Source organism: Streptomyces sp. CO7 (genome assembly GCF_053474865.1).
In genome coordinates this window covers 147006-159783 of sequence record NZ_JBRIOU010000010.1, presented here as the reverse complement: position 1 = coordinate 159783, position 12778 = coordinate 147006, and the positions used below count along the sequence as shown (strand labels likewise).

Genomic DNA, 12778 nt, shown 5'->3' with positions numbered 1-12778 from the left:
CCCGAACCCGCGCCGCCGCCCGGTCCGCCCGGCGGCGGCGAGCCGATCACCTCGACCGAGACGTCCGGCCCCCTCTCCGGCGTGGCCGCCCCGCTCCCGGGCACCGCGTTGGCGGTGTTCGCGTAGCCGGCGTCGTCGGTCGCGCCGGCGTCCCCGGGGCCGGCGTCCGCCGCCGTCGCCGCCCGGTCGTCGGGGCTGCCGAAACCTTCCTCCACCCCTGCCGGGGCGCCCCTGCCGGCCACCCACATCGCGAGAACGGGCGCCGCCACCACCGTGGCGACCACCGTCGTGGTCACCGCCCGTCCCCGCATCCGGTGTCGCCGCGCCTCGTGGTCGGGAGGTGCGAGCGGGAACCCGCGCCGGTCGAAACGGGGACCGCCGGCCGCACCTCTCCGCCCCCGCGCGGCCTGCGCCGCCGCCTGCACGGCGCCCCGCGGCGCGCAGAGCACCGGCAGCCGCTCGGGGGTGACCGAGGTCCCCGGCCAGCGCCCCGGCACCGCCCGCTCGGCGGCCCGGCGGCAGCGCGGACAGTCGTCGACGTGACGGACCAGCTCGGTGCGCAGCGCCTCGCTCAGCACCCACCCGTCGTCCTGCCCGGTCAGCCGGACCACGCCCGGGCACCGGCCGGACTCCGCGGCCCCCACCGCGGCGCGGGTGCGCTCCACCTCGCAGGCGGCCGAGGCCAGCAGGTCCTGCGCGGCCGCCGGGGCCAGGCCCAGCACGGTGGCGACCTCCTCGGCGGCCAGCCCGTGCCGCACCGCCAGCTCCAGCGCCTCGCGCTGCTCCGCGGAGGCGCCGGCCGCCTCGGGCCAGGCCAGCCGGGCCAGTTCGGAGCGGCGCCGCTCGCGCTCCTCGGGCGACGGCTCCACGGCCGGCGTCTCGGCGACGGGCACCGCGCCCCGCCGCGGCCCGCGGTGCCGGGGCTGGTGCCGCCGCCGTCGCTTCTCGGCCAGTTCCCGCAGACAGGCCCAGCGGGCCAGCGCGTAGAGCCAGGCCCGCCGGTCCCCCTCGGGCGCCCGGCCGCGGCGCCGCTCGGCCACGGCGAGGACCGTGCCGACGGCACAGGCCGCGGCGTCCTGGTCGCAGAGCACCGAGAGGCTGTAGGTGTACAGCCCGTCCAGGTGCGGCTCGCACTCCTGTGGGACGGAGGCGTCCGCGCGGCGCGCGGGAATGCGTGGAGCGCTCGCACGGGCGTCCGCCGCGGAGGGGACGGTCCGGTCGCACTCCTCACCGTGCGCCGGGTGCGCGCCGGTGGTGCGGGTGGGGGTCTCCGGCCTGCTGCTCATCACCCGTGCGACCGTAGGGGCCCGCGGACGACCGTTCCTGCGGCCTTGAGCACTTTTAATCCATTCGGGTGAAACGGTCCCTCATAAGGGGACGTGCGTTTACGTTTCTTCGCTCCCTGTCCGATCGTTCCTGTCCCTTCGCGACCGCGGGCGCACGGTGTTGTCGGCGCTGTCGGTGCCGCCGGTTACGGTGTGCTGCATGGCTGCGCGCACCAAGTCGACCAAGGACCGTCCGTCCTACCGCTGCACGGAATGCGGCTGGCAGACGGCCAAATGGCTGGGCCGTTGCCCCGAATGCCAGGCGTGGGGGACGGTCGAGGAGTACGGCAACGCGCCCGCGGTCCGCACCACCGCTCCCGGCCGGGTCACCACCTCCGCCGTCCCCATCGGCCAGGTGGACGGCCGGCAGGCCACGGCCCGCACCACCGGCGTCCCCGAGCTGGACCGGGTGCTCGGCGGCGGCCTGGTCCCCGGGGCCGTGGTGCTGGTGGCGGGCGAGCCGGGCGTCGGCAAGTCCACGCTGCTGCTGGACGTCGCCGCCAAGTCGGCGAGCTCCGAGCACCGCACCCTCTACGTGACGGGCGAGGAGTCCGCCAGCCAGGTCCGGCTGCGCGCCGACCGCATCCACGCCATCCACGACGACCTCTACCTGGCGGCCGAGACGGACCTCTCCACGGTGCTCGGCCACATCGAGGCGGTCCAGCCCTCCCTGCTGATCCTGGACTCGGTGCAGACCGTCGCCTCCCCGGAGATCGACGGCGCGCCCGGCGGCATGGCGCAGGTCCGCGAGGTCGCGGGCGCGCTGATCCGCGCGTCCAAGGAGCGCGGCATGTCCACCCTGCTGGTCGGCCACGTGACGAAGGACGGCAGCATCGCCGGCCCGCGCCTGCTGGAGCACCTGGTGGACGTGGTCCTCAACTTCGAGGGCGACCGGCACGCCCGGCTGCGGCTGGTGCGCGGCGTGAAGAACCGGTACGGGACCACCGACGAGGTGGGCTGCTTCGAGCTGCACGACGAGGGCATCACCGGCCTGGCCGACCCCTCCGGTCTCTTCCTCACCCGTCGGGACGAGCCCGTCCCGGGCACCTGCCTGACGGTCACGCTGGAGGGCCGTCGCCCTCTGGTCGCCGAGGTGCAGGCGCTGACCGTCGACACCCAGATCCCCACCCCGCGGCGCACCACGTCCGGCCTGGAGACCTCCCGGGTCTCGATGATGCTGGCGGTGCTGGAGCAGCGCGGCCGGATCAAGGCGCTGGGCAAGCAGGACATCTACTCGGCCACCGTGGGCGGGGTGCGGCTCTCCGAGCCCGCCGCGGACCTGGCGATCGCGCTCGCGCTGGCCTCCGCGGCGAGCGACACCCCGCTGCCGAAGAACCTCGTGGCGATCGGCGAGGTGGGCCTGGCCGGAGAGGTGAGGAGGGTCACCGGCGTGCAGCGGCGTCTGGCCGAAGCGCACCGCCTCGGATTCACACATGCGCTGGTCCCGGCCGATCCGGGGAAGGTTCCTCAGGGAATGAAGGTGCTCGAAGTGGCCGACATGTCGGACGCGCTGAGGGTTCTGCCGCGCTCGCGTCGGCGGGAGCCCCGGCAGGAGGGTGAGGACCGCCGGTAGACTTTGCCCCGGTCTCGCCCGTCCGTGCGAAGTGTGCGTGTCGCGGGAGCGCCTGAAGAAGTCTGCGACCGGAGGAGAGCAGTGGCAGCCAACGACCGGGCCTCAGCTCCCGGAAAGTCCGGTGGGAGCTCCGGCGCCGACGGGCTGATGCGCGCCTCGCTGAGCGCGGTCGCGCCCGGCACCGCGCTGCGCGACGGCCTCGAGCGCGTGCTGCGCGGCAACACCGGCGGTCTGATCGTGCTCGGCTGGGACAAGACCGTCGAGACGATGTGCACCGGCGGTTTCGTCCTGGACGTCGAGTTCAGCGCGACGCGGCTGCGCGAGCTGTGCAAGCTCGACGGCGGCATCGTGCTGTCGACGGATTTCTCGAAGATCCTGCGGGCGGGCGTGCAGCTGGTGCCCGATCCGACCATCCCCACGGAGGAGACCGGCACCCGGCACCGCACGGCGGACCGGGTCAGCAAGCAGGTCGGCTTCCCCGTGGTCTCGGTGTCCCAGTCGATGCGGCTGATCGCGCTGTACGTCGACGGGCAGCGGCGGGTCCTGGAGGACTCGGCCGCCATCCTCTCCCGCGCCAACCAGGCGCTGGCCACGCTGGAGCGGTACAAGCTCCGCCTGGACGAGGTCGCCGGGACGCTCTCCGCGCTGGAGATCGAGGACCTGGTGACGGTGCGGGACGTCTCCGCGGTCGCGCAGCGGCTGGAGATGGTGCGCCGGATCGCCACCGAGATCGCCGAGTACGTGGTGGAGCTGGGCACCGACGGGCGCCTGCTGGCCCTGCAGCTGGACGAGCTGATCGCCGGCGTCGAGCCGGAGCGGGAGCTGATCGTCCGGGACTACGTGCCCGAGCCGACGCCGAAGCGGTCCCGCACGGTGGACGAGGCGCTGTCCGAGCTGGACGCGCTCGGCCACACGGAGCTGCTGGACATCGCGACGGTGGCGCGGGCGCTGGGCTACACGGGGTCGCCGGAGGCGCTGGACTCGGCGGTCTCGCCGCGGGGCTTCCGGCTGCTGGCGAAGGTGCCCCGTCTGCCGGGGGCGATCATCGACCGGCTGGTCGAGCACTTCGGTGGGCTGCAGAAGCTGCTCGCGGCGAGTGTCGACGACCTGCAGACGGTCGACGGGGTGGGCGAGGCGCGGGCCCGCAGCGTCCGCGAGGGCCTCTCCCGCCTCGCGGAGTCCTCCATCCTCGAGCGGTACGTCTGATCCTGTCCCGCCCTTCCGGGGGCGGGACCTCCGCGGGCCTGCGGGAGCGCCTCCCGGGGCCGGGGGACCTCCGGGGCCTGTGTGGGATCGCCTCCCGTGGCCGCGGGACCTCCGCGGCCCTGCGGGAGCGCCTCCCGTGGCCGGGGCGCCTTGCTGTGGCCGGGTCCCCTTCCCCTCTGCCCGGGACGGATGCCTCCGCCCCCCGGGACCTCCGCGCGACGGGGTCGGCTGCTCCTGCTAGGGCGCCTCCGCCCTGGGTGGTGGGCAACTCAGCCCGCGCTCGCCATCGGTTCCTGCGCGGCCACGTCGCTCCCGGCAGGGAGGGGCCCCGGGCCGCCCGTCGGGTCGGTCGGGCGCGTCGGGTCAGTCGGACTTGAGGGTGAAGGTGGCCTGGAGCGGGCTGGAGGTGGCCCCGCTCTTGGCGACGACCAGGTACGTCCCGGTCCCCGCGCTCCCCTTCGGCGCCGCCTCGCACTTGTCGGCGTCGCTCGGCCTGCGGTCCCACTCCACCTCGTACGTGATCTCCCCGTCCTTCGGCACACGGAACAGCAGTGCCCCGCTGTCCGGGCAGTCGGCCGAGGACCAGTAGGTCTCGTCGTCGTCCGCGTTGGCCTTGGTGATCTTCAGGACCGTGGCACGCGGTCCGAGGTCGATCCGGCAGTCGCTGCCCGAGGTGTTGGTCACCGTCAGCCGCAGCACCGGCTTCTCGTCGTCCTCGTAGGACTTCTGCACGCTCCGCAGCGACATCCGGACGTCGCTCCGCCCGCACGCCGCGAGGGAGGTGTCGCCGGGCAGCCGGTTCACCGAGCTGGTCCAGCCCTTCCCGGAGCTGCCCGACCCGCTGCCGGAGGAACCCGGTCCGCCGTCCGCCGCCCCGCCGCCGTCGCCCGAGCCGCCGTCCGCGCCGTCGCCCTCGCCGCCCGCACCGGACGTGCCGCCCCCGTCGGCGCCCGACGTCCCGCCGGAGGACGCGCCGTCGGAGGAACCGCCCGTGCCGGACCCGCCCTCACCCGGGGGATCGTCGATCGCGGGACCGGACCCGGAGGGACCAGGGGTGATCGAGGGGGCCGGGTTCTTGCCGTCGGGGCCGCCCGCCGAGTCGTCCGATCTGCCCCCGCCACCGGCGAACAGCCAGGCGGCCAGTCCCGCCAGCGCGAGCAGCACGACAAGAAAGACAGCCCTCCGTCGCCAGTAGATGGAGGAGGGAAGCGGCCCGACCGGATTGCGCAGTGATCCCACGGCGCAAACTGTACGAGAGATCGACGTCACTCACGGCGGCACCCGCCGTGCGGACGACAACTTTTCCGGATCATCATCCTGGTATGCGGTTCCCGCACCCTGAGGCACTTCCAACGGGTGATGGATTGCGCACATCGGGTGACCCCGGGGTCGTGGCAGGATCGATGACGTCATGACCGCACCCACACAGCACGAGCCGTCCGCCCCGCGGGACACCGCGACGCGGGCCGCCTCCAGCACCGACGCCCTTCCCCTCCACACCCCCGTGATCGCCTGGTTCGAGGCGAACGCCCGCGACCTGCCGTGGCGCCGCCCCGAGGCCGGCGCCTGGGGGGTGATGGTCAGCGAGTTCATGCTTCAGCAGACCCCGGTCACCCGGGTGCTGCCGGTGTACGAGCAGTGGCTGGCCCGCTGGCCCCGTCCCGCCGACCTGGCCGCCGAGGCGCCGGGCGAGGCGGTGCGGGCCTGGGGCCGGCTCGGCTACCCGCGCCGCGCGCTGCGCCTGCACGGCGCGGCCGTCGCCATCACCGAGCGGCACGGCGGCGAGGTCCCCTCCGACCACGCCGAACTGCTCGCACTGCCCGGAGTCGGCGAGTACACGGCGGCCGCCGTCGCCTCCTTCGCCTTCGGCCGGCGTCACGCGGTGCTCGACACCAACGTCCGCCGGGTCCTGGCCCGCGCCGTGACCGGCGTCCAGTACCCGCCCAACGCCACCACGGCGGCCGAGCGCCGGCTGGCGGTCTCCCTGCTGCCGGCCGAGGACGGCACGGCGGCACGGTGGGCGGCGGCCTCGATGGAACTGGGCGCGCTGGTCTGCACCGCGCGCAACGAGAGCTGTCACCGCTGCCCGATCGCCGCCCGCTGCGCCTGGCTGGGGGCCGGGAAGCCCGAGCACGACGGACCGCCGCGCCGCGGCCAGACCTACGCGGGCACGGACCGCCAGGTACGCGGCAAGCTCCTGGCGGTGCTGCGCGCGGCCGAGGGCGCGGTTGCGCAGGCGGCGCTGGACACGGTCTGGGACGAGCCGGTGCAGCGGGCCCGGGCGCTGGACGGTCTGGTGGCGGACGGGCTGGTGGAGCCACTCGCGGACGGCATGTACCGCCTGCCGGGCCGGGCGTAGCCCGGGGGCGCGCACACATGCGGAAGGCCCCGGCAGCGATGCTGCCGGGGCCTTCCGCATGTTCGTACCGTCGCGCCTCGCGCGTCACCCGTGGTCGGTCAGACCTTGACGCCCTTGGCGGCGAGGAACTGGACCGGGTTGACCGCGGTGCCGTAGTTGGCGCTGGTGCGGATCTCGAAGTGCAGGTGAGGACCGCTGGAGTTGCCGGTGTTGCCGGACAGGGCGATCTGCTCGCCGGTGTTCACCTTCTCGCCGACGCTCACCTGCACCTTGGAGAGGTGGGCGTACTGCGAGTAGGTGCCGTTGCCGTGCTTGATGACGACGGCGTTGCCGTAGGCGGGGCCGTCACCGGCGCCCCAGCTGCCGGCCTTGACCACGGTGCCCTCGTGGACCGCGAAGACCTTGGTGCCGGTCGGGACGGCGAAGTCCTGGCCGGAGTGCTTGTGCGCCCACATGCCGCCGTTCTGGGCGAAGCTCGCGGACAGCTTGTAGTGCTGGACCGGGTCGACCCAGGCGTTGCCCTTGGGGGCCTTGGCGTTCACCTGCGTGGCGGCCGCAGGCGTGCCGGCGGTGGGGGCGCCGGCAGCAGTCGCGACTCCGGCACCGAGAACGACCGAGGCTCCGAGGCCGGCGGCGACGACCGCGGCGCGGGTGCGGAGGGTGGTCGTACCGGAGGTGCGGAGCGTGACGTGCTTGAACATGAAGAACCCTTTGTTCGGGGACGGGATCGCCGGCGGAGTGAGAACCGGAGGAGGTCCGGTCTCGCCGTCGGCCATACCTTGGTAACCCGATCGGGTCAGTCCTGACAATCGTGTGATCTACGACGATGCGTAGTATCCGTATCCGATCGATACATAAAGTCACAAAGTGAACATTTATCGACGATTCGGACTCCTGGCAGGTGGGAGAGGTCGCGGCGGTGCTCCTCATGCCCGCCGAGCAGCCGAGGTGCCTACTAGGCGGCTTCGTACGTGACCTGGGTCGCGTGCCCCACCTCACCGGCCGGCCCTGTCCGGGAGGCCGCGGCTGTGGCCCCGTGCACAGCGTCGGGGAACGCCGAAGGGCCGGTGCGGAAGCTCCGCACCGGCCCTTCGGGTCACTCGGTTGACGCTACTGGCGTTACGCGTCCTTGCTCAGGTTCGTGCTGCCGCCCGCGGCCTGCTCGACCGGCGGGACGTCCGGCAGCGCGGCCTTCTCCTCGCCGCGGAAGGTGAAGGTCTGCTCGTCGCCCTCGCCCTCCGTGTCGACGACCACGATGTGGCCGGGACGCAGCTCGCCGAAGAGGATCTTCTCCGAAAGGGTGTCCTCGACCTCGCGCTGGATGGTCCGGCGCAGCGGCCGGGCGCCCAGCACCGGGTCGTAGCCCTTCTTCGACAGCAGCTCCTTGGCGGACTGGGAGAGCTCGAGGCCCATGTCCCGGTCCTTCAGGCGCTCGTCCACCTTGCCGATCATCAGGTCGACGATCCGCAGGATGTCCGCCTGCGTGAGCTGCGGGAAGACCACCACGTCGTCGACGCGGTTGAGGAACTCGGGACGGAAGTGCTGCTTGAGCTCGTCCGAGACCTTGTTCTTCATGCGCTCGTAGTTGGTCTTCGTGTCGCCCTGGGCGGCGAAGCCCAGGTTGAAGCCCTTGGAGATGTCCCGGGTGCCGAGGTTGGTCGTCATGATGATGACCGTGTTCTTGAAGTCCACGACCCGGCCCTGGGAGTCGGTCAGGCGACCGTCCTCCAGGATCTGCAGCAGCGAGTTGAAGATGTCCGGGTGCGCCTTCTCGACCTCGTCGAAGAGGACCACGGAGAACGGCTTGCGGCGGACCTTCTCGGTCAGCTGGCCGCCCTCCTCGTAGCCCACGTATCCGGGCGGGGAACCGAAGAGACGCGAGACCGTGTGCTTCTCGCTGAACTCCGACATGTCGAGGGAGATCAGCGCGTCCTCGTCACCGAAGAGGAACTCGGCGAGCGCCTTGGACAGCTCGGTCTTACCGACACCGGACGGGCCGGCGAAGATGAACGAGCCACCCGGACGCTTCGGGTCCTTCAGACCGGCGCGGGTACGGCGGATCGCCTTGGAGAGCGCCTTGACGGCGTCGTTCTGGCCGATGACCCGCTTGTGGAGCTCGTCCTCCATGCGGAGCAGGCGGCTGGACTCCTCCTCGGTCAGCTTGAAGACCGGGATGCCCGTGGCGGTGGCGAGGACCTCGGCGATCAGGTCGCCGTCGACCTCGGCCACGACGTCCATGTCGCCGGCCTTCCACTCCTTCTCCCGCTTGGCCTTCGCGGCGAGGAGCTGCTTCTCCTTGTCGCGCAGGGAGGCGGCCTTCTCGAAGTCCTGCGAGTCGATCGCGGACTCCTTGTCGCGGCGGACGCCGGCGATCTTCTCGTCGAACTCGCGGAGGTCCGGCGGCGCGGTCATCCGGCGGATGCGCATCCGGGATCCGGCCTCGTCGATCAGGTCGATCGCCTTGTCCGGCAGGAAGCGGTCCGAGATGTACCGGTCGGCCAGGGTCGCGGCCTGGACCAGGGCCTCGTCGGTGATGGAGACCCGGTGGTGCGCCTCGTACCGGTCGCGCAGGCCCTTGAGGATCTCGATGGTGTGCGGCAGCGACGGCTCCGCGACCTGGATGGGCTGGAAGCGGCGCTCGAGGGCGGCGTCCTTCTCCAGGTGCTTGCGGTACTCGTCGAGCGTGGTGGCGCCGATGGTCTGGAGCTCACCGCGGGCCAGCATCGGCTTGAGGATGCTGGCGGCGTCGATCGCGCCTTCGGCGGCGCCCGCACCCACGAGCGTGTGCAGCTCGTCGATGAACAGGATGATGTCGCCGCGGGTGCGGATCTCCTTGAGCACCTTCTTCAGGCGCTCCTCGAAGTCACCGCGGTAGCGGGAGCCGGCGACCAGGGCGCCGAGGTCCAGGGTGTAGAGGTGCTTGTCCTTGAGGGTCTCGGGCACCTCGCCCTTGACGATGGCCTGGGCGAGGCCCTCGACGACGGCGGTCTTGCCGACGCCGGGCTCACCGATCAGCACCGGGTTGTTCTTGGTACGGCGGGACAGCACCTGCATGACCCGCTCGATCTCCTTCTCGCGCCCGATGACCGGGTCGAGCTTGGACTCACGAGCGGCCTGGGTGAGGTTCCGGCCGAACTGGTCGAGGACCAGGGAGGTCGAGGGCGTGCCCTCGGCGGGACCGCCGGCGGTGGCGGCCTCCTTGCTCCCCGAGTAGCCCGACAGCAGCTGGATGACCTGCTGGCGGACACGGTTGAGGTCTGCGCCCAGCTTGACGAGGACCTGGGCGGCGACGCCCTCGCCCTCGCGGATCAGGCCGAGCAGGATGTGCTCCGTGCCGATGTAGTTGTGGCCCAGCTGAAGGGCCTCGCGGAGCGACAGCTCCAGGACCTTCTTGGCACGGGGGGTGAAGGGGATGTGGCCGGACGGGGCCTGCTGGCCCTGACCGATGATCTCCTCCACCTGCTGGCGGACCGCCTCGAGCGAAATCCCGAGGCTCTCCAGGGCCTTAGCGGCGACACCCTCACCCTCGTGGATCAGGCCCAGGAGGATGTGCTCGGTGCCGATGTAGTTGTGGTTGAGCATCCGGGCTTCTTCCTGAGCCAGGACGACAACCCGCCGCGCGCGGTCGGTGAACCTCTCGAACATCGTTAATCGCTCCTCAGAGCGGTCAGGCAGTAAGGGGGCTGTCCCCTTCCTGTCCTTCCGCAGCTTAGTCCCGCAAGCGGGGACCGCTCATTCCAACTGCCGACACCGTCCTTGGCCTCCTGACCCGGAACGCCGACATCTGCTCCAACCCGATGGTGCGAGACGATGTTCCCGCAGGCCAGGCACTTACGTCCTCCACCAGTACGCCGATGGCGAACGGAAGGCGGCCTGTCCTGCGTGTCGCCCCCTCCCACTAGGGATGTCTTACCCGCATCGACCGACAGTCCATGCGGCGCACCCCGGTCCCCTCCGCTACGGGCGAACAACCTTGCGCCGCTCCGCCGACCTGAGCACCCCCGTTCCGGTTACACAACGCGTTCGAAACGCGTTCCGTGCGAACGTTCCGTGAGGAGGGCCGGAGGGCGGGCGGCGCCGGAGAGGCGACCCGCGGGGCCCGGAACGGCAGAGAGCCGCGCGAGGGCGGCTCTCCGGCATGCGACGGGACCTGCAGCCACGGGTGGGCCGTCAGCCGTTGGCCTTCTCGTAGGCCTCACGGATCTTCGCCGGCACACGACCGCGGTCGTTGACCTCGAGACCCTGCTCCTTGGCCCAGGCACGGATCTGGGCCGTCTCCTGGCTGCTGCCGGCCGCCGCGCGCGTCTTGGTGCGGCCGCCGGAGGCACGGCCGCCGGTGCGGCGTCCGCTCTTCACGTAGGGCTCGAGCAGGCCGCGCAGCTTGTCGGCGTTGGCGGTCGTGAGGTCGATCTCGTAGGTCTTGCCGTCCAGCGCGAACGTCACCGTCTCGTCCGCCTCGCCGCCGTCGAGGTCGTCGACAAGAAGGACCTGAACCTTCTGTGCCACCGCATTTCCTTTCATCGATAACCCTGGGGCGGCTCCGGGCGGAGCCGTTTCGCCGTCCCTTGTTATATGCAGTACTGCAGTACGCCGGAAAGCAAACCGCTTTTGCCTGAAAAACACAAACCCCCGGGAGAGACCGGTGCCCGCGAACGCTCCCGAAAACCCGCCCCTTCCGGACATAGGGAACCGGCGAAGAGCGGGGAAGGGGCCGGGAAGAGCCGGAAGAGGGCAGGGAAGGGCCGTGAAGGGCGGGGAAGAGGACCCGGAAGAGCCGGGAAGAGGGGGCACCCGGAATACCTCACACCGTGAAGACGGCGAGAAGACCGGGCGGCCGGAGCCCGGAGAAGATCACAGATGCAGAAGCATCCGGCTGTTGCCCAGGGTGTTCGGTTTCACTCGTTCGAGTCCGAGGAACTCCGCGACGCCCTCGTCATAGGAACGCAGCAGCTCGGCGTACACATCGGTGTCGACCGGAGTCTCACCGATCTCGACGAACCCGTGGCGGCCGAAGAACTCGACTTCGAAGGTGAGACAGAAAACGCGGCGCACACCGAGCCAACGGGCGGTCTGCAAGAGCTTCTTCAGCAACTGGTGACCCACGCCGGCGCCCTTCAGCGCCGGGTTCACGGCGAGAGTGCGCACTTCGGCGAGGTCTTCCCACATCACGTGCAGCGCGCCGCAGCCGACCACCTCGGCGTTGTCGTCGCGTTCCGCCACCCAGAACTCCTGGATGTCCTCGTAAAGCGTGACGGTCGCTTTGTCGAGCAAGGTGCCGTCACGGGTGTATGCGTCGAGGAGTCGCCGGAGAGCCGGAACATCACCGGTCCTGGCCCGGCGCACGGTGAAAGCCTTGCTGCTGACTTCGGAACGCTCCACTGACATGTCCGGACGTTATCTCCCGGAACCGGCCTACGCCGACCCGGGGGTGTTCTCCTCGCCCCGGGCGGCCTCGGGGCCGTGCGCGACGCGGAGTGCGTCACGGACCATGCCGCGCTGGTCCTCGTTCATCATCCCGAAGAAGGCCACCAGAGCGGCGGTGGGATTGTCGCTGCGCGACCAGGCGTCGTTCATCAGCGCGGCGGCGTAGGCGGCGCGGCTGGAGACCGCCTCATATCGATAGGCCCGGCCTTCCGCGTGCCGGCGGACCCAGCCCTTGCGCTGGAGATTGTCGAGAACGGTCATCACCGTGGTGTAGGCGAGGGACCGTTCCTTCTGGAGGTCTTCCAGGACTTCCCGAACGGTCACGGGCCGGTTCCACTTCCAGATCCGGCTCATGACCGCGTCTTCGAGTTCTCCCAGGGGTTTCGGCATGGAAGAACGTTAGTCCCGAATCACCCCGTGAAGGGCGTCAGGACTCCTCGCGGCGGGGGGTGGCCTGAGCCTGGGCCAGGGCCGCGTCCACCGCAGCGTCCTCCTTGGCCTTGTTGGCCCCGCCCTGGGTCTTGATGATCACCCGGATGACGCCGAGGAAGAAGACGGCCATCACGGCGGGAGGCAGAAGCGCGGAGACGTAGTCCATGGCTCCAGGGTAGCCACCCCCGCCGGTCAGCCCGCCGCCAGCCGCCCCTGCGAGGGGTCCGGTGACGGGGAGGACGGGGGCGAGGACGGCTTGCGGCGCGGGAAGACCTCACCCGGCGTGGGGATCGGCCGTCCCGGCGCGGGCTGCCCGGGGCGCTGCGGGTCGGGAGAGGGGGACGGATCGGGGCGGTCGTCCGCTCCCTCCCCGTCGTCCTCGCCGTCGCCCTCGGCGCTCAGTCCGCCCGGCAGGGCCAGCAGCCGGGTGCGCGCCGCGGGAACGGCGTGGTGCACGGC

At 71.6% G+C, this 12778-nt stretch carries 11 protein-coding genes and 1 pseudogene; 3 read left to right on the top strand and 9 right to left on the bottom strand.

Translation table 11 applies throughout. The features are described from left to right. A partial coding sequence (locus ACOV8S_RS29005) for an RNA polymerase sigma factor (protein ID WP_448321458.1) occupies positions 1-1289 on the bottom strand: 1289 nt, incomplete at its 3' end. 196 nt (positions 1290-1485) lie between these two features. On the opposite strand from ACOV8S_RS29005, the gene radA reads away from it, so the two are divergent. Together radA and disA are read left to right on the top strand one after the other, a co-directional pair. Then, a complete protein-coding gene (gene radA / locus ACOV8S_RS29000; protein WP_448321457.1) occupies positions 1486-2898 on the top strand; it encodes a DNA repair protein RadA in 1413 nt (470 codons plus the stop codon). Between the two features lie 81 nt (positions 2899-2979). After that, a complete protein-coding gene (disA, locus tag ACOV8S_RS28995; protein WP_351113548.1) occupies positions 2980-4104 on the top strand; it encodes a DNA integrity scanning diadenylate cyclase DisA in 1125 nt (374 codons plus the stop codon). A gap of 363 nt (positions 4105-4467) precedes the next feature. On the opposite strand, the gene ACOV8S_RS28990 is transcribed toward disA, so the two are convergent. Next, positions 4468-5343, bottom strand: coding sequence for a hypothetical protein (locus ACOV8S_RS28990; protein WP_448321456.1), 876 nt, complete (start codon positions 5341-5343; stop codon positions 4468-4470). A gap of 172 nt (positions 5344-5515) precedes the next feature. Here ACOV8S_RS28990 and ACOV8S_RS28985 point away from each other — a divergent pair, with 172 nt between their 5' ends. Further along, on the top strand, positions 5516-6463 hold the full coding sequence (locus ACOV8S_RS28985; RefSeq protein ID WP_448321455.1) for an A/G-specific adenine glycosylase: 948 nt from the start codon (positions 5516-5518) through the stop codon (positions 6461-6463). 98 nt (positions 6464-6561) lie between these two features. Here ACOV8S_RS28985 and ACOV8S_RS28980 read toward each other — a convergent pair whose 3' ends face one another. The 7 genes and pseudogenes from ACOV8S_RS28980 to ACOV8S_RS28950 form a co-directional block, all read right to left on the bottom strand. Beyond that, positions 6562-7164, bottom strand: coding sequence for a M23 family metallopeptidase (locus ACOV8S_RS28980; RefSeq protein WP_448321454.1), 603 nt, complete (start codon positions 7162-7164; stop codon positions 6562-6564). A gap of 418 nt (positions 7165-7582) precedes the next feature. Then, a complete protein-coding gene (locus tag ACOV8S_RS28975; protein ID WP_351113555.1) occupies positions 7583-10108 on the bottom strand; it encodes an ATP-dependent Clp protease ATP-binding subunit in 2526 nt (841 codons plus the stop codon). Between the two features lie 525 nt (positions 10109-10633). Further along, a complete protein-coding gene (locus ACOV8S_RS28970) occupies positions 10634-10969 on the bottom strand; it encodes a histone-like nucleoid-structuring protein Lsr2 (protein ID WP_351113556.1) in 336 nt (111 codons plus the stop codon). 345 nt (positions 10970-11314) lie between these two features. Then, positions 11315-11848, bottom strand: a complete 534-nt coding sequence (locus ACOV8S_RS28965; RefSeq protein ID WP_448321453.1) for an amino-acid N-acetyltransferase — start codon at positions 11846-11848, stop codon at positions 11315-11317. A 27-nt stretch (positions 11849-11875) separates the two neighbouring features. Continuing rightward, on the bottom strand, positions 11876-12277 hold the full coding sequence (locus tag ACOV8S_RS28960) for a BlaI/MecI/CopY family transcriptional regulator (protein ID WP_448321452.1): 402 nt from the start codon (positions 12275-12277) through the stop codon (positions 11876-11878). Positions 12278-12314: 37 nt separating this feature from the next. Further along, positions 12315-12485, bottom strand: coding sequence for a hypothetical protein (locus ACOV8S_RS28955; protein WP_351113559.1), 171 nt, complete (start codon positions 12483-12485; stop codon positions 12315-12317). 26 nt (positions 12486-12511) lie between these two features. After that, positions 12512-12778 (bottom strand): annotated as a pseudogene (locus tag ACOV8S_RS28950) (hypothetical protein); the annotation flags it as partial.

Bases quoted from the DNA above. Each gene is read 5' to 3' on its own strand.
- ACOV8S_RS28960 (WP_448321452.1), bottom strand. From the start codon at position 12,277: ATGCCGAAACCCCTGGGAGAACTCGAAGACGCGGTCATGAGCCGGATC.
- ACOV8S_RS28975 (WP_351113555.1), bottom strand. From the start codon at position 10,108: ATGTTCGAGAGGTTCACCGACCGCGCGCGGCGGGTTGTCGTCCTGGCT.
- ACOV8S_RS28955 (WP_351113559.1), bottom strand. From the start codon at position 12,485: ATGGACTACGTCTCCGCGCTTCTGCCTCCCGCCGTGATGGCCGTCTTC.
- ACOV8S_RS28985 (WP_448321455.1), top strand. From the start codon at position 5,516: ATGACCGCACCCACACAGCACGAGCCGTCCGCCCCGCGGGACACCGCG.
- ACOV8S_RS28980 (WP_448321454.1), bottom strand. From the start codon at position 7,164: ATGTTCAAGCACGTCACGCTCCGCACCTCCGGTACGACCACCCTCCGC.
- radA (WP_448321457.1), top strand. From the start codon at position 1,486: ATGGCTGCGCGCACCAAGTCGACCAAGGACCGTCCGTCCTACCGCTGC.
- ACOV8S_RS28965 (WP_448321453.1), bottom strand. From the start codon at position 11,848: ATGTCAGTGGAGCGTTCCGAAGTCAGCAGCAAGGCTTTCACCGTGCGC.